Below are 16091 nucleotides of genomic sequence, written 5' to 3'. Positions count from 1 at the left end.
CCATGATCCCTGTTGCGAATGCCCTCATGCGTATCGCCACTGAGCACCAAGAAAGGATGCCGGTCCATGTCCGACACCCCGAACCCCAACCCGCCGCAACCCGGTGTGCCCGATCCCTCGCCCCGGCCCGACGTGCCCAATCCTGCGCCCCAGCCCGTTCATCCTGAACCCGGCCCCGCAGGCCTTCCCGATCCGGGTGAGCCCCTGGGTGTTCCGCCCACCACGCCGGGCGAGTCGCCGAGCCCTGCGGAACCGGTCGGCATTCCTCCTTCCGGTCCGCAGGAGATCCCGGTTATTCCGACAGGCTCTTAACCGACGGCTCGAGATGTGCTTATCCATCGGGAGAGGATCATAGGAGCTTCTCCCGATGGATAACGGCAAACCTTCGAACGCAGCCCATCTGGCCTCGGCCTCCTATCGCCTTGCCGCCCTGGACCAGGATTTCCTGCTGGGCGACACCATGCGCGGCGTCCGCTTCCAGCTGGAATATGCCAAGGCCGAAGAAAACCTGCGCATCTGGGGCGTGCGCTCGACCATCGTCGTGTTCGGAAGCGCGCGCATCCACGAGGATGGGCCAGGCAAGCACCCGTTCTGGTATGAGCAAGCCCGCGCCTTCGGTGCCATCGCCTCGCAACGCGGCGGCGCGCTGAAAACGGATAGCGGCCTGCGCGACAACGTAATCGCGACGGGCGGCGGCCCCGGCATCATGGAGGCGGCCAACCGAGGCGCATACGATGTCGGCGCGCCCTCTATCGGCTTCAACATCACCCTGCCCCATGAGGAGGAACCCAACCCCTATTCGACGCCCGAACTGACCTTCCGCTTCCACTACTTCGCCATGCGCAAGATGCACCTCGCCATGCGCGCCAATGCCCTCGTGGTGTTTCCCGGCGGGTTCGGCACCCTCGACGAACTGTTCGAGATTCTTACGCTTCGCCAGACGGGAAAAGTGCCTGCGCTGCCGATCGTGCTGTTCGGGAGGGATTACTGGCGCTCGGTGATCAAGTTCGACGCCCTGCTCGAACACGGCATGGTCAATGAGACGGACCGCAGCCTCGTTCATTTCGCGGAGAATGCGGAGGAGGTCTGGACGAAGCTGGTCGAGAATGGCCTTCTCGTTCCAAGCAGCTGACGTCATTGATCAAGCTCGGCTCTCGTCGAGAAAGTTTGACAGATTCAGCGAACGGATATTTAATCAGCCTCATGGGGATCGCGATCTCCCCACGAGGCGACATGCCCAAGCATCGCATCCGCTCTAACGTTTACGGATGCACCATGTCGTCATTCAACACCATCACACCTGAAAAACTCGCTCGCCTCGTGGGCACGCCCAAGTGCCCTGTGCTTATCAATGTCAGCACGGATGAGGATGATAGCTCCGACCCTCGTATGGTGCCCGGCTCCATACGACGCCCGTACAACACGGTTTCGGAATGGTCCCACGAATTTGCGGGACGCTCCGTCGTGGTGTTGTGCCAGAAAGGCCTCAAGCTCAGCCATGGAGCAGCAGCTTGGCTTCGGCATGCTGGAATTTCCTCCGATGTATTGGAGGGTGGCATTCTTGGATGGTCGCAAGCCGGCTTACCCATGGTGCCGAAAGCAAAGCTGCCGCCCCGTGATCCGCACGGACGGACAGTTTGGGTTACGCGCTCCAGGCCTAAAATCGACCGCATCGCCTGCCCCTGGCTGATCCGCCGCTTTGTCGATCCCAGTGCCGTCTTCTTGTTTGTTCCTCCCTCCGAAGTCCAAGCTGTCGCCGAACGATTTGGAGCAACGCCCTTCGATATAGATGGCGACGATGTTTTCTGGAGTCATCGCGGCGAACTCTGCACGTTCGATGTGATGGTCGAGGAGTTCGGGCTTATGACGGAGCCGTTGCAAAGGCTTGCCACGATCGTCAGAGGAGCCGATACGGCACGGCTTGATCTTGCGCCTGAAGCCGCAGGCTTGCTTGCTGCCTCCCTGGGGCTGTCGCGCATGTTCGCGGACGACATCGCTCAGCTCGAAGCGGGGCTTTTGTTGTACGACGCCTTCTATCGCTGGAGCCGAGACGCAACCGGCGAAACACACAACTGGCCTTCTATAAAGAGTGGGGCGTGAGATGCGCATGATGCTGCAGGACTCTGATCTAAGCACGGCGCAGCAGTCCCCTCACCACAGCGTTTCCTTGAGCGAGGCATTCCGCACCTGGCTTCGCGTGGCCGCATTAAGCTTCGGCGGACCGGCCGGGCAGATTGCGGTGATGCATCGGATTCTCGTTGAGGAAAAGCGCTGGATTTCCGAGGCGCGTTTCCTGCATGCACTCAACTATTGCATGCTCCTGCCAGGACCGGAGGCGCAGCAGCTGGCCACCTATATAGGCTGGCTCATGCACCGCACCCTTGGCGGGCTGATGGCGGGTGGGCTTTTCATCCTGCCGGGCATCATCGCCATCATGGCTTTGAGCTGGATTTATGCGCTCTTCGGCAATGTCGGCTATGTGGCGGCTCTGTTCTTCGGATTGAAGGCCGCCGTTCTCGCCATCGTTTGCGAGGCGGTGATGCGCATCGGAAAACGTGCGCTCAAAAGCCGGGCCATGATCGCGATTGCGGCAGCGGCCTTCATCGCGATTTTCTTTCTCGGAATCCCGTTCCCTGTCATCATCCTGACAGCCGGCATCATTGGCTTTCTGGGTGCGCGAGCTGGCATGAACCCGTTCATGGCCGCTGCCCCGAATGGTGAGGAAGACTCTGACGATCTCCTCGGAGAAAGTGTTCCGGACCATGCACGACCCAACTTCGGAAGAAGTCTTCGGGTAGCTGCGCTGTGGTTGACGCTCTGGCTCGTGCCTGTGGCGGCACTGCTCATGATCTTCGGCAGGAACGATGTCTTCAGCGAGATTGCCGTCTTCTTCTCGAAGATGGCCATGGTCACGTTCGGCGGAGCCTATGCCGTACTCGCCTATGTGGCGCAGCAAGCGGTCGAAACCTATGGCTGGCTGCGGCCCGGCGAAATGCTGGACGGGCTCGGCATGGCGGAAACGACACCGGGGCCCTTGATCATGGTGCTGCAGTTCGTCGGCTTCATGGCCGCCTATCGCGACCCCGGAACGCTCAGCCCTCTCATGGCTGGAACCCTCGGCGGCCTTCTCGCCACATGGGTGACATTCGCACCCTGCTTTTTATGGATCTTCCTCGGCGCGCCCTACATTGAGACCCTACGCGGCAACAAGGCTTTGAGCGGCGCTTTGTCGACGATCACCGCCGCCGTCGTCGGCGTCATTCTCAATCTCGCGATCTGGTTCGGCATCCACACGATCTTCCGCGATGTTCGCGCACTCGAATGGGGTTTGCTCGATCTCGACATGCCCGTCTTGAGCAGCGTCGACCCTTGGGCGCTCCTTCTGTCGGTCACAGCCGTCGTCGCCATGTTCCGCTTCAAGATCGGAATGCTGCCGGTGCTGGCGGCCACATCGACCGCCGGCATCCTGCTTTACGTGTCCGGCGCCATCGCCTGAAAGGGGGGAGCGAGGAGAAGTCCCCTCGCTCCGCGTCTGACATCAGGTCACGGACGATATCTGGCCGCCATCCACGCGCAGGATCGAGCCTGTCATGAACGAGGCCTTCTCGCTGGCGAGGAACACGGCGGCGGCAGCGAATTCCTCGATCTCGCCATAGCGGCCCGCCGGAATGCCCGCGCGGGCAGCCTTGGCGACATCTTCGACGGAGCGGCCCGTGCGCTCGGCATTGGCTGAATCGAGCTGCTTGAGACGATCCGTGGCGATGCGGCCGGGCGCGATGGCGTTCACCGTCACACCGGAGGACGCCACTTCGCTTGCCAATGTCTTGCCCCAGCCGACGAGGGCGGGACGGATCGCGTTGGAAATCGCGAGGTTCGGAATCGGCTGGATCACGCCGGAGGAGATCACCGAGATGATGCGGCCGAACTTGCGCTCGATCATGCCGGGCAAAAGAATATCCGCGATGCGCACGAGGTTGACGAACATCCCGTCGAACGACTGGCGCCACTGATCCGAGGAAACGCCCTGAGCCTTGCCGGGAGGCGGGCCACCGCTGTTGAGGACGAGAATATCGACGCCGCCGAGCGCGTCCATCACATCCTTGGCGAGAGCATCGACCTGATCCGCTTTGCCCGTGTCGCAGATGAAGGGCAGCACATCCCGCCCGATCTTGTCCGCGGCGGCTTTCGAGCCGTCCATCGTCCGGCTGGCAATCGCAACTCGCGCGCCCTCTTCCGCAAGGCCCTGGGCAATGCCGAAGCCCAGCCCCTTGCTCGCGCCCAGTACCAGCGCGCGCTTGCCCTTCAATCCCGTGTCCATGCCGCAAATCTCCGTTGTGTCGACCGTGTCACTCATCCCTATCCGCATTGGCTCACGGGCTCAACCTTGGCTTTTGCAGGAGCGTTCACAGGAAGTAGACAGCAAACTGCCCGGAACGAGCCGGGCAGATGCAAAGCTTGGTGGTGATCAGAAGCCGATCAGTGCTTCCCGGATCCGCTCTTCTTGCCGCCGCTATCCTGCTTGTTCACGGTGGACCAAGCGCGCCGCTCGGCCTCCTTCTCGGAGACACCACGGTTCTCGTAGGATTCCTCGATATGCTCGGCCTTACGTTTCTGCTTATCCGTATAGGCGGACTTGTCGCCACGTGGCATCGGTTCTCTCCATCGTTGAACGCGCAAAGCTTGGCCGCCCTTGCCGTGGGACGCCATCAGCGCTGCATCGGTTCAATTCACCGATAGAGGGAGGGTTCCCCCTTGCGCTGGTTAGCCGCTGTTGCGCAGGCCCGCCGCGATGCCATTGATGGAGAGGTGAATGCCCTGCACGACCTGCTCGTCCGCATCGCCCGAACGGTGCCGCTTCAGAAGTTCGATCTGCAGGTGGTTTAGAGGATCGAGATAGGGGAAGCGGTTGCGGATGGAGCGTGCCAGAAGCGGGTTCTTGTCGAGGAGTGCTTGCTGCCCGGTGATCGAGAGCAGAGTGCTGATCGAATCCTCCCACTCACGGCGCAGGCGCGGGAAGATCGCCTCGCGCAAGACTTCGTCCTCGACGAGTTTGGAATAGCGCGACGCGATGGCGATGTTGCTCTTGGCGAGCACCATGTCCATGTTCGACAGAAGCGCTTCGAAGAACGGCCACTCGCGGTACATCTCTTGCAGCAGCGCAAGGCCCGTATCCGGATGCTTTTCGAGAAACGCGTTGATGGCGGACCCGAACCCGTACCAGCCCGGAAGCATGAGGCGGCACTGCGCCCAGCCGAACACCCACGGAATCGCGCGCAGATCCTCGATCCGCCGCGAATTCGTGCGCGATGCGGGACGGCTGCCGATATTCAGGTTGGCGATCTCGCCGATGACGGTAGATTCCCAGAAATAGCGCTCGAAGCCTTCGGTCTCGTAAACGAGAGCGCGATAGGCCTTGTAGGCGCTGTCCGACAACTCCTCCATCGCTTTCAGATATTCGTCACGCGGTGCGGGCTGGCCTGAGTGGAGAAGCGACGCTTCGAGTGTCGCCGCCGCAAGGATCTCCAGATTACGCCGTCCGAGATCCGGGTTCGAGTACTTTCCGGCGATCACCTCGCCCTGCTCCGTGATGCGGATTGCGCCCTGCACCGCGCCGCCGGGCTGCGCGAGAATGGCCTGATAGCTCGGCCCACCGCCACGACCGACGGAACCACCGCGACCATGGAAAAGACGAAGACCGACGCCGTGGTTTTTGAAAACGCCGATGAGCTCGATCTCGGCCTTGTAGAGTTCCCACCCGGAGGTGAGGAAGCCGCCATCCTTGTTGCTGTCCGAATAGCCGAGCATTACCTCCTGCGCCTGATCGCGGCTGCGCAAGAGGCGCATGTAGTCCGGCAATGCGAAGAGACTATCCATCACGCCGCTGCAATTGCGCAGATCCGCGATGGTCTCGAAAAGCGGAATGATGTTGACCGCCATCTCGCCTTCGCGCGAACGCAAAAGCCCCGCTTCCTTCAACAGCAGCGCGACTTCGAGAATGTCGGACGGGTCGCTCGCCTTCGAGATCACATAGTTCGGCACGCTGGCGCGTCCGTACAAGCGGTGCGCCTTGGCGGCTTCATGGGCGATGGCAAGTTCGGATGTGGTTTCCGGCGAATATTCGAGATAGGGCGAGGTGAGAAGCCTCGGCGTCCGCAGCTCTTCCAGCAGAAGGGCGACGCGCTTCTCCTCCTCCAACGTTTCGTAGGCCGTACCGGGAACCGCCTTCTCGAACAGTTCCGCGACGACCCGCTGATGCACGTCGGAGTTCTGGCGCAGATCGATGCTTGCGAGATGGAAACCGAACACATCGACGGCGCGGCGCAAGCGACGCAGGCGGCCGCGCGCGAGCGAGCCTGATCCGTTGGAAACCAGCGAGCGATGCAGGATCGACAAATCGCCTTCGAACTCCTCCACGCTGGCATAGGCGGGCGCTTCACCGACCGCGTGACGGGTCACGTCGTTATGGCCGAAGGCTTGCGCGGTGGCGGCCAGACGCGCGTACATTCCGGTGATCGCGCGGCGATAGGGCTCGTCCTGCCTGTGCAGGGACGGATCGGGGGAAGCCTCCGCCAGTTCCTTCACCTGCTCGGAGACACTGACGTAGCGCCCATCGAGCGAAAGCTCCGCGCCGAGGCAATGAAGCTCCTCCAAATAGGAGCCGATTGCGTGCTTGCTCTGCAGCAGCAGCGCCTGACGAAGGGCATCCGCCGTCACGAAGGGATTGCCGTCACGGTCTCCGCCGATCCAGCTGCCCATGCGCAGGAAGGAGGGCAATTCCACATTGTCCCATTTAGGATCCATCGCGGAAAGCTGATCCTCGATCGAGGCATAGACGCGTGGCAGTTCCTTGAAGAATGTGTAGTCGTAATAGGACAGGCCGTTCACAACCTCGTCGATCACCTTCAGCCGGTTGCGGCGCAGGATGCTCGTCTGCCAGAGAGTCAGGATCGCGCGGCGCAACGCCTCCTCGGTTGATCCCTTCTCCTCCGGCGTCAACTCATTCCGATCGCGCTGCGCCAGGATCTGCGAAATTTCCATCTCGCGGTCGATGGTGCTCTTGCGGCGCACTTCGGTCGGATGCGCTGTCAGAACGGGGCAGACGAGCGCCGAGGCGAAGAAGGCTTGCAGGGCCGCCTGACTGACACCCGCCTCCTGGGCGAGCTTGAGCGCCCTAGCGACGGTGCCCTCGCGCGGAGCGGGTGCGGCCATCGCATGGGCGCCCGCCATGGCATGGGCGCGGGAGCGGCGCACGTGATGCTGGTCTTCCGCAAGATTGGCGAGATGCGAGAAGTAAGTATAGGCCCGGATGATCTGGTTGGTGCGTCCCCGTGACAGGGAGTCCAGGAGCGTTTCGAGATCCCGCCGCGCATGTTCATCCTCATTCCGATGGAAGCGGATCGAGGTCTGGCGGATGCGCTCGACGATATCGAAGACCGCCTCACCCTCCTGCTCGCGGATCGTGTCGCCGAGGAGCCGTCCTAACAATCGGATGTCGTCGCGGAGCGGGAGGTCCTTCTCGGGCGTCACGTCGGGATTGATCAGGGACACAGTTCGGCTCCGCTTCAGGCGTTCATGCTGCACCCGCGAAGTAAAGCGCTTATTTCCCTATCTGCAAGCGTAATTTAATTTCTCAACGGCCTAGCTTTTGTGGATAGCCCAGCGTCCAGGGTCTTCGGTCTGGCCGATCAGGGCCAATCCATAGGCAATCGACTCGAACTGATCGCCCGAGGCCAGCCGCTCCTCCCCAAAGCGCTCGACGAAGAGATTGCGGATGGCGGGCACGAAGGACGTACCGCCGGTCAGGAAGACCTTGTCGATGCCGCCTGGCTTCACACCGGCATTGGCCAGCACCTGGTCGACCGTCTCCGCGATCCGGTTCACATCCTCCGCGATCCAGCCCTCGAAATCCGCACGGGCAATGCGTGCCTTGATATCGACGCCCTCGCCGTGGAAATGGAAATCCGTCTCGTCCTGGCTCGACAGCGCCACTTTCGTAGCCGAAACGGCGCGATAGAGTGCGAAGCCGAGATCGTATTCGATGATGTCGATGAATTTCTCGAGCGGCTCCGGATCGAGCGCCACGCGGGCCAGCTCGCGCAGCTCTTTGAGATCCCCGCTGCCCTTCATCATCGCCAGCTGATTCCAGCGCGCGAAATTGGCGTAGTAGTGATTGGGGATCGCGAGAATCTTGCCCATGGAGCGATACGATCCGCCCTTGCCGAGCCGGGGCGAGACGACACGGTCGACGATGCGGTAATCGAAGGCATCGCCCGCGATGCCGATACCGGAATGCCCGAGCGGTTCCGCCCGCAGCGCACCGCTTTTCCGGGAAAAGCGCATGACGGAGAAGTCGCTCGTGCCGCCGCCGAAATCCGCGACGAGAACGGTGGAATCGTGCTCCAACTGGCGCGCATAGAAGAAGGCCGCACCGACCGGTTCGTAGACATAGCGGGCGTGATCGGCCCCGAGCTTGCCGAACGCAGCGCGGTAGCGCGCCATCGCCAGATCGTCATCCGCGTTGTAGCCCGCAAACTGCACAGGGCGGCCGATCACCACGTTGCGGACACCCCAGTCGAGCCGCGAGCCGCCATGGCGCGCTAGGGTGCGCAGGAAGGTGCTCAACAGGTCCTCGAAGCGATAGCGCTCCCGGAAGATGCGGGTTTCCTGGAATGTCGCGCTGCCCGCGAAGGTCTTGAAGGACTGGATGAAGCGGTGGGCGTGCAGGCCCTCCAGGAATTGGTCGATCGCCCACGGCCCGCCTTCCACCTCGGTGCGGTACCCATTGCCATGCCGCTCGTCCCAGAAGCATAGGGCCGTCACATAGACCTTGAGGGCGTTCTCCCCATGCTCGAAGGTCAGCGCCTCCACATGCCCATGCGAATCGGCAATCGCCACCACGGTGTTGCTGGTGCCGAAATCGATGCCGATGGACAAATCGTTGGAGGCGGACATGGCGGACCCGGGAGGCTGGCGGTGAGGGGCCGGACGGTCTATACGCCAAGTCGCGACACGCCAAGCGTTTTCTCCGAGAATCGGCCCAGCCACCTCCCTTAAGGTCACCCGACACTGCGACCCCGAAGCTGGGGACAGACCGTTGACCCAGGGCCGTCCGGCACCGTAGAAGCCGCGCCTTATGCTTCACTCGGAGACTTCCATGCTTTCCATCGGTCAGCGCATCGCAGGCGAACTGAATGTCCAGGAATGGCAGGTCAAGGCGGCCGTCGACCTGCTCGACGGCGGCTCGACCGTGCCTTTCATCGCGCGCTACCGCAAGGAAGTCACCGGCACCCTGGACGATACGCAGCTGCGCACCCTGGAAGAGCGCCTGCGCTACCTGCGCGACATGGAAGACCGCCGCAAGTCGATCCTCGACAGCATCCGCGAGCAGGGAAAGCTCACCGACGAGTTGGCGCTTCAGATCAACGGCGCCGACACCAAGGCGCGCCTCGAAGACCTCTACCTGCCCTATAAGCCCAAGCGACGCACCAAGGCGCAGATCGCCAAGGAGGCAGGGCTTGAGCCGCTCGCCGATCTCATCCTCGCCGAGCCCCAGCGCGATCCGAAGGCGGAGGCCGCCGCTTTCGTGAATGCAGAGAAGGAAGTAGCGACGCCGGAAGCAGCTTTGGAAGGCGCACGCTCCATTCTCGTGGAGCGTTTTGCTGAGAATGCGGAGCTTCTGGGGGCCTTGCGCGACATCTACTGGGAGCGCGGCAGCATCACCTCGAAGGTGCGTGACGGTAAGCAGAACGACGGCGCGAAATTCGCCGATTACTTCGACTTCGCCGAGCCGCTGCCGAAGCTGCCCTCGCACCGTATTCTCGCGCTCTTCCGCGGCGAGAAGGAGGAGATCCTCGATCTCCGCATGGAAGAGGACAAGGATGCCGCCGAGCCTGGCTACGTGAGCCGCTACGAGGGCCGCACTTCTTTGGCCTTCGGCATCACGGACAAGGGCCGTCCCGGCGACAAGTGGCTGCTCGATACGGTGCGCTGGGCATGGCGCACGAAGCTGCGCTTCTCCATCGAACTCGATATGAAGATGAAGCTGTGGCAGCTCGCCGAGGACGAAGCGGTAAAGGTGTTCGCTGGCAACCTGCGCGATCTCCTGCTCGCCGCCCCTGCCGGCACGCGCCCGACGCTCGGCCTCGATCCCGGCTTTCGCACGGGCGTGAAAGTGGCCGTGGTGGATGCGACCGGCAAGGTGGTGGGGACCGATACGATCTACCCGCACGAGCCGAAGCGGCAATGGGATGATTCCATCGCGACGCTCGCCCGCCTGTGCCGCGTCCACAAGGTCGAGCTCATCGCCATCGGCAACGGCACCGCCTCGCGTGAGACCGACAAGCTCGCGGGCGAGCTGGTGACGAAGCATCCCGATCTGAAGCTTACCAAGATCATGGTCTCGGAAGCCGGCGCATCCGTCTATTCGGCTTCCGCTTTCGCGAGCCAGGAACTGCCCGATCTCGACGTTTCCATCCGCGGCGCGGTTTCCATCGCGCGGCGTCTGCAGGACCCGCTAGCGGAACTCGTGAAGATCGATCCGAAATCCATCGGCGTCGGCCAGTATCAGCACGACTTGGCCGAGCATAAGCTCTCGCGCTCCCTCGATGCGGTGGTGGAAGATTGCGTGAACGCGGTCGGCGTCGATCTCAACACCGCCTCCGCGCCGCTTCTCTCGCGCGTGTCTGGGCTCGGCGAATGGGTGGCCAAGAACATCGTCGAGCATCGTGACGCCAAGGGTCCGTTCAAGACCCGCAAATCTTTGAGCGATGTGTCAGGCCTCGGCCCCAAGACCTTCGAGCAGGCGGCGGGCTTCCTGCGCATTCCCAACGGTGACGATCCACTCGATGCCTCCGGCGTGCACCCGGAAGCTTACCCGGTCGTGCGCCGCATTCTCGAAGCGACGAAGAGCGACATCAAGGTAGTGATCGGCAACGGCGCTGTCCTGAAGAAGCTCAATCCCCAAAACTTCACGGACGAGAAGTTCGGCGTGCCGACCGTCAAGGACATCCTGAGCGAGCTGGAAAAGCCCGGCCGCGATCCGCGCCCGGAATTCAAGACCGCGACCTTCATGGACGGTGTCGAGAAGATCAGCGATTTGAAGCCTGGCATGATGCTGGAAGGCGTCGTGACCAATGTCGCGGCCTTCGGCGCCTTCGTTGATGTGGGCGTCCATCAGGATGGCCTCGTGCATATCTCCGCCTTGTCCAACACCTTCGTGAAAGACCCGCGCGATGTGGTGAAGCCCGGCGACATCGTGAAGGTGAAGGTGCTGGAGGTGGATATCCCCCGCAAGCGCATCGCCCTCACCATGCGCATGAACGATCCGGCGGAACCGCGCGCGGCTGGCCGCTCCGACGATAACCGCAACGCGTCGCAGAAGTCCCGCCAGCCCATGAGCAGCAAGCCCACCGCCGCACCTGCGGCTTCCGGGGCGCTGGCCGATGCGCTGCGCCGTGCCGGTCTCTCGAATGCTCCCGGCGGCAAGAACAACCGCCGCTGATCGACGACCGGACGTGCAATCAAAAAGCCCGTCCTTCGCAGTGAAGAGCGGGCTTTTCATTTTCGACGTGTGAATGCTTGCTTATGCCAGCTTCGCGTTCGCGCGCAGGTAATCCACCGTCTCCGCTTCCGGCAACGGGAAGCTCAAGGTGCAGACGAGGCCGGTCGGGAGATAGTCGAGAGTGACCTCTCCGCCGAGTTCCCGCGTCAGGCCGCGCTCGATCAGGCGCGAGCCAAACCCCTTGTGACTCGGCTTTTGCGTCAGGGGCCCGTCGCTCTCGCTCCACTTGAGCACGAAGTGAGGTCCGTTCGCGGTGGGCACAAGGTTCCAGTTGATCCGAACCTCGCCGGTTTCGAGCGAGAAGGCGCCGTATTTGGCGGCATTCGTTGCAAGCTCATGAAACGCCATGGCAAGCGGAAGGGCGACCCGTGGCGGCAATTGGAGAGGCGCGCCCTCGCTCTTGTAACGCGCCACGTGATCGCGCCGGTAAGGAGCTAATGCTTCTTCCAGAATGTCCTGAATGTTCGCGCCTTCCCAGTTCTCGCGCGTCAGAACATCGTGCGTCTTCGACAGGGCGAACAGGCGCGCCTCGAAGGCCGCGCGCGCGGCCTGAGGATCTCCGAGCTTGAAGCTGTGGGCTGCAATCGACTGGACCGTGGCCAGGGTATTCTTGACCCGATGATTGAGCTCATTGATGAGCAGGCGCTGGCGCGCATCGGAGCGCGCGCGTTCAACGGCCGCCCATGTTCTTTCGGCCACATCCTGGCAGAGATCGATCTCGCTCGCCGTCCACCGGCGCTTCGTGGTGTTGTGGACGTAAAGGGAGGCGCGCAGCTCCCCTTCCTTGACGAGAGACACCACGATGGTGGCGGGGTTCTGCAGCGCGACGAAGACATCCGAGGATTCGCTGACGCGAGGATCGGTGAGCGCATCCTCGATGACCAGGGTTCGCCCCGCTCTCATCTCGTCGCACACGAAGTCGCCGAAGGGCGTGAGAGGATGGCGGCCGACCATATAGGGCATGCCTTCCACGTGCCAGTCGACGAGCGTGGTAAGCATCATCGTGGCGTGATCGATCTCGCCGTAGCCTAGGCGCGTCACGCCGAGATGCTTGCCCAACGCCTCGGATACCGTCAACAGGATGTCGTCGGGGCGAACCAGATCGCGCATCTTGTCGCTCAGGCTCAGGAGGAAACGTTCGCGAACCTCGTTCTCCTTGCTCGGTGTGATGTCGAGCGTAACGATCACGGTTCGAAGCGGCTTGTCCATTGCTCCCGCGAGGGACTGGCCCCGCATCTGGAGCCAGCGAACATAACCGTCGCTCCGGATGATGCGATATTCCGCCGTCAGGGGCTCGAGCGTGCGCGGCAGCTGTTTGACCTTCCACTCCATCTCTTCCCGGTCTTCGGGGTGGAGCACATCGAGCCATGCCTTGAAGGGGTTACGCTTATTCCCGTCAGGGGTGATGCCCGTGAGCGCGAACATCTGATGCGACCAGCTGATCTCGCCCGTCGAATGATCCCAATCCCAGATGCCTAAGCCCGCTACGTCCTGGGCGATCTGAAGGCGCTCTTCGCCCTCCCGCAGACTCTTCAGCACAGTCTCGCGCTCGGCCTCGCGCTGACTGAGCTTGCCGATGATGTCGTTGAAAGCGGTGCTCAAACGGCCGATGGGCGTCCCGGGTTCGGACGCCGCGACCCGAGCTTGCAGATCACCATGCCGCCACTGGTCGATAGCCTGATAGAAACTCTTGTATCCCCGCTTCACCGACACGCGTCCGGCCAGCCATGCGGCTGCCACGGCAAGGCAGAAAACGAGCAGGGTGGCCAAGGCTCGCCAATCCATGAGCGGCAGATCAACCATTCCTTGAACCTGTCATCCCTCTGCCATGGTGGTTATCGCGTTCCACAGCGTAGCAGGACCTTGATGGTTGATCCATGGAGTGAAAGCAATGGCATAGGCCCCCTGCTTGTGAGTCTCACCCAAGCTGGAGCAGCGAGCGAGCAGGGCAAGGGATGAAGCGTAGCCATGGTTTAAAAGCCCTTGGTCTATGCTCATCCCCGATATCGTTTTCATGACGCCACCGAAGCATTTCGCCTTTGCCGTGCATCGAAGCGGGCAAGGGTAAAGGCAGACATGTCGATTGAACCCGCTTCCGCAATCACACGTTGCGAGACCATCTCGCCGATGGCGGCCGAATGCTTGAAGCCATGACCCGAGCAGGGCGAGACGACGAGAATGCGATCACTGTCAGGATGATGATCGATCAGGAAATGCGAGTCCGGCGTCAGAGTGTAAAGGCAGGTTGCCGCCTTCACCGCCTTTGCGGAGAGGCCCTGCACACGACCGTTGAGATGAATGTCACGCATGGCAACCGATTCATGGGCGGCAATACGGCGGTCGATGTCATGAGGCGTGGTCGTCACCCTCATATTGCTCCCCTGCGGTTTTGATGGTTTGCGTGCCGGGCAAGGAGGGAAAGCCGTAGAAGAAGTCGCTCGGGTTCGGACCATGGAGCCAGATGAAGACGGGACTCGCCTCCCAAGCCTTCGCAAAATCGGGCTCGACCTCGAACCAATGCATGACTTGCCGGGCCGGGGCGAGAAGGCGCTCGAACGGCGCGCCGAGCAGTTCGGACGCCCATGGGCCTGCGGATACGACGGCCTGCCCTGCATGGAAGTCTCCGCGATCCGTCACGATGCGCACGCCTGAGCCTTCCGGCTCGATGGCCAAAACCCGTGTGCCGAGCTGCGTGGTTGCGCCGAGAGCCTGGGCGCGATTGAGCTGCGCGGCCACGCAGCGCTCGGGATCGAGGTAACCGCCGCCTGGCTCGAAATAACCGATCTCGTCTTCGCGCGGTGTGAATTGCGGAAAGCGGCGACGGATCTCGCCCGCATCCAGCATTTCATGGGCGATGTCATATTTCAGGGCGGCCTGCCGGGTGCGCTCGAGAAAAGCCACGTGGATGAGGCCACGCTGCGCTGGCTCCTTAACGTCGACGATCAGGCAGCCATTCTGGACCAGAAGCCGTTCGCCGGTCTCGGCCTCAAGGTCTTTCCAGATTTCGTGGGACCGCAGGGCAATGGGAACATAAACCTCGCCCTCGCCGATGGCCTGGCGCGTGATGCGGGTCTCCCCATGGGTGGAGCCCTGGTCATGAGGCGGGAAAAAACGGTCGATTCCCAACGCTTTCACGCCGCGCCGGGCGAGCTGATAGAGCGCGGCCGAGCCCATGGCTCCCAACCCGATCACGGCGATATCAAAGGATCCAGAGGCTGTCATTCACGCAACTCACCCAAAAAGAAGTTACTCTATTCCAAGCAGAATCTTAAGCCTCCCGCAAGGGCAGCTTCTCGTCGATGCTGCAGCACCTTGTAGCCCACCCGGAACTGCTTTAGAAACAACCCGTCTCACGGGGAGCCTCATACGGGGCTGAGAGGTGGCATGGCCGCCGACCCGTTGAACCTGATCCGGGTCATGCCGGCGGAGGGAATGAGCATGCGACATCGCAGACAACACTGCGCCCCGTGCGAATTGTGCCGCCAACCCGGCTTGCATCATGCATGGGAGCAACCTTGATGTTACGCCGAATTCTTCTCACCCTCGCCTCTGTCGCCCTTGCGGCGGGTGTCGCGCATGCGCAGGGCAAGCCTGCCCTGACGGTCTACACCTATAGCTCGTTTGCCGGAAAATACGGCCCCGGCAAGACGGTCAAGGAACGTTTCGAGGCCACCTGCGGCTGCGAACTCAACTGGGTGACCGCCGAGGATGCGGGCAGCCTCGTCGGACGTCTGCGCCTCGAAGGCAAGGACACGAAGGCCGATGTGGTGGTCGGCCTCGACATGAACCTTGCCGCGGAAGCGAAAGCCCTGAACCTGTTCGCCCCGCACGGAGCAGACGTGAAAGATCTCTCGGTTCCGGTCGCCTGGAGCGACGACACTTTCATTCCTTTCGACTGGGGCTATTACGCCTTCGTCTATGACGCCAACAAACTCCCCAATCCGCCGAAGAGCCTGAAGGAACTCGTCGAGAACCCCAACGGCCCGAAGGTCGTGCTGCAGGACCCACGCACGAGTGCGCCGGGCCTTGGCCTGCTGTTGTGGATGCAGAAGGTCTATGGCGAGAAGGCCCCGGATGCATGGACCCAGCTGAAGCCGCGCATCGTCACCTTCACCAAGGGCTGGTCGGAAGCCTATGGCCTGTTCCTGAAAGGCGAGGCCGACATGGTGATGTCCTACACCACATCGCCCGCCTACCACATCGCCGCTGAGAAGAAGGACAACTACAAGGCCGCCGCCTTCACGGAGGGCCACTACCTGCATGTGGAACTCGCAGGCATGACGAACACCACCAAGCAGCCCGAGCTCGCCAAGAAGTTCATGGCCTTCGTGCTCAGCGAGCCGTTCCAATCCGCCATGCCGGAGGGCAATTGGATGATGCCGGCGAAGACGCCCGCCGCGGGCTTGCCAGTTTCGTTCAAAAATCTGGTGCAGCCCGAAAAGGCCCTGATCTTCACGCCGGAAGAGGTGCAGCAGAACCGCCGCGCCTTCACGGATGCCTGGCTCAACGCCACGACGCGCTGAAGCTTTAC

General features: G+C 62.1%; 13 protein-coding genes and 1 riboswitch. Of the genes, 6 read left to right on the top strand and 7 right to left on the bottom strand.

All coding sequences use genetic code 11. The features are described from left to right. Positions 1–66 precede the first annotated feature (66 nt). From ACXJKO_RS09670 to chrA, 4 genes are all read left to right on the top strand, one after another. On the top strand, positions 67–312 hold the full coding sequence (locus ACXJKO_RS09670) for a hypothetical protein (RefSeq protein WP_457090872.1): 246 nt from the start codon (positions 67–69) through the stop codon (positions 310–312). A 55-nt stretch (positions 313–367) separates the two neighbouring features. Continuing rightward, positions 368–1132, top strand: coding sequence for an LOG family protein (locus tag ACXJKO_RS09665; RefSeq protein WP_457090871.1), 765 nt, complete (start codon positions 368–370; stop codon positions 1130–1132). Positions 1133–1275: 143 nt separating this feature from the next. Continuing rightward, entirely contained in the window at positions 1276–2100 is an 825-nt protein-coding gene (locus ACXJKO_RS09660) for a chromate resistance protein ChrB domain-containing protein (protein ID WP_457090886.1), read from the top strand. A gap of 10 nt (positions 2101–2110) precedes the next feature. Further along, the gene (chrA, locus tag ACXJKO_RS09655) at positions 2111–3496 is read left to right on the top strand and encodes a chromate efflux transporter (protein WP_457090885.1); all 1386 of its coding nucleotides are present in this window, start codon (positions 2111–2113) and stop codon (positions 3494–3496) included. 42 nt (positions 3497–3538) lie between these two features. On the opposite strand, the gene ACXJKO_RS09650 is transcribed toward chrA, so the two are convergent. From ACXJKO_RS09650 to ACXJKO_RS09635, 4 genes are all read right to left on the bottom strand, one after another. Then, complete coding sequence (locus tag ACXJKO_RS09650; protein ID WP_457090870.1) at positions 3539–4318, bottom strand: SDR family oxidoreductase; 780 nt, start codon at positions 4316–4318, stop codon at positions 3539–3541. 158 nt (positions 4319–4476) lie between these two features. Then, positions 4477–4650: a hypothetical protein gene (locus ACXJKO_RS09645; protein WP_457090887.1), complete on the bottom strand. Its 174-nt coding sequence runs from the start codon at positions 4648–4650 to the stop codon at positions 4477–4479. A gap of 111 nt (positions 4651–4761) precedes the next feature. After that, a complete protein-coding gene (gene ppc, locus ACXJKO_RS09640) occupies positions 4762–7566 on the bottom strand; it encodes a phosphoenolpyruvate carboxylase (RefSeq protein WP_457090884.1) in 2805 nt (934 codons plus the stop codon). Between the two features lie 72 nt (positions 7567–7638). Continuing rightward, the gene (locus ACXJKO_RS09635) at positions 7639–8952 is read right to left on the bottom strand and encodes an Hsp70 family protein (protein WP_457090869.1); all 1314 of its coding nucleotides are present in this window, start codon (positions 8950–8952) and stop codon (positions 7639–7641) included. Between the two features lie 202 nt (positions 8953–9154). On the opposite strand from ACXJKO_RS09635, the gene ACXJKO_RS09630 reads away from it, so the two are divergent. Then, on the top strand, positions 9155–11500 hold the full coding sequence (locus ACXJKO_RS09630) for a Tex family protein (RefSeq protein ID WP_457090868.1): 2346 nt from the start codon (positions 9155–9157) through the stop codon (positions 11498–11500). An 81-nt stretch (positions 11501–11581) separates the two neighbouring features. Here ACXJKO_RS09630 and ACXJKO_RS09625 read toward each other — a convergent pair whose 3' ends face one another. The 3 genes from ACXJKO_RS09625 to solA all read right to left on the bottom strand — a co-directional run bounded on the left by ACXJKO_RS09625 (position 11582) and on the right by solA (position 14782). Then, positions 11582–13363 (bottom strand): HWE histidine kinase domain-containing protein, encoded by a 1782-nt coding sequence (locus tag ACXJKO_RS09625; protein WP_457090867.1) that lies wholly within the window; start codon positions 13361–13363, stop codon positions 11582–11584. Positions 13364–13572: 209 nt separating this feature from the next. After that, on the bottom strand, positions 13573–13932 hold the full coding sequence (locus ACXJKO_RS09620) for a hypothetical protein (protein WP_457090866.1): 360 nt from the start codon (positions 13930–13932) through the stop codon (positions 13573–13575). Further along, positions 13907–14782 (bottom strand): N-methyl-L-tryptophan oxidase, encoded by an 876-nt coding sequence (gene solA / locus ACXJKO_RS09615; RefSeq protein WP_457090865.1) that lies wholly within the window; start codon positions 14780–14782, stop codon positions 13907–13909. Before solA ends, ACXJKO_RS09620 begins: the two co-directional genes overlap by 26 nt. Positions 14783–14903: 121 nt before the next feature. Next, positions 14904–15010, top strand: a riboswitch (TPP riboswitch). Positions 15011–15078: 68 nt separating this feature from the next. Between solA and thiB the strand changes: the two genes are divergently transcribed. Further along, complete coding sequence (thiB, locus tag ACXJKO_RS09610; RefSeq protein WP_457090864.1) at positions 15079–16083, top strand: thiamine ABC transporter substrate binding subunit; 1005 nt, start codon at positions 15079–15081, stop codon at positions 16081–16083. The last annotated feature ends 8 nt before the right edge of the window (positions 16084–16091 follow it).

The sequence above is a fragment of the Microvirga sp. P5_D2 genome, assembly GCF_054049475.1.
This window is presented reverse-complemented; position numbering and strand designations above follow the sequence as displayed.

What these genes read in the sequence shown, in the direction of transcription:
- ACXJKO_RS09670 (WP_457090872.1), top strand. Translation starts at nt 67, where the DNA reads ATGTCCGACACCCCGAACCCCAACCCGCCGCAACCCGGTGTGCCCGAT.
- ACXJKO_RS09665 (WP_457090871.1), top strand. Translation starts at nt 368, where the DNA reads ATGGATAACGGCAAACCTTCGAACGCAGCCCATCTGGCCTCGGCCTCC.
- ACXJKO_RS09660 (WP_457090886.1), top strand. Translation starts at nt 1,276, where the DNA reads ATGTCGTCATTCAACACCATCACACCTGAAAAACTCGCTCGCCTCGTG.
- chrA (WP_457090885.1), top strand. Translation starts at nt 2,111, where the DNA reads ATGCTGCAGGACTCTGATCTAAGCACGGCGCAGCAGTCCCCTCACCAC.
- ACXJKO_RS09650 (WP_457090870.1), bottom strand. Translation starts at nt 4,318, where the DNA reads ATGGACACGGGATTGAAGGGCAAGCGCGCGCTGGTACTGGGCGCGAGC.
- ACXJKO_RS09645 (WP_457090887.1), bottom strand. Translation starts at nt 4,650, where the DNA reads ATGCCACGTGGCGACAAGTCCGCCTATACGGATAAGCAGAAACGTAAG.
- ACXJKO_RS09635 (WP_457090869.1), bottom strand. Translation starts at nt 8,952, where the DNA reads ATGTCCGCCTCCAACGATTTGTCCATCGGCATCGATTTCGGCACCAGC.
- ACXJKO_RS09630 (WP_457090868.1), top strand. Translation starts at nt 9,155, where the DNA reads ATGCTTTCCATCGGTCAGCGCATCGCAGGCGAACTGAATGTCCAGGAA.
- ACXJKO_RS09625 (WP_457090867.1), bottom strand. Translation starts at nt 13,363, where the DNA reads ATGGTTGATCTGCCGCTCATGGATTGGCGAGCCTTGGCCACCCTGCTC.
- ACXJKO_RS09620 (WP_457090866.1), bottom strand. Translation starts at nt 13,932, where the DNA reads ATGAGGGTGACGACCACGCCTCATGACATCGACCGCCGTATTGCCGCC.
- solA (WP_457090865.1), bottom strand. Translation starts at nt 14,782, where the DNA reads ATGACAGCCTCTGGATCCTTTGATATCGCCGTGATCGGGTTGGGAGCC.
- thiB (WP_457090864.1), top strand. Translation starts at nt 15,079, where the DNA reads ATGTTACGCCGAATTCTTCTCACCCTCGCCTCTGTCGCCCTTGCGGCG.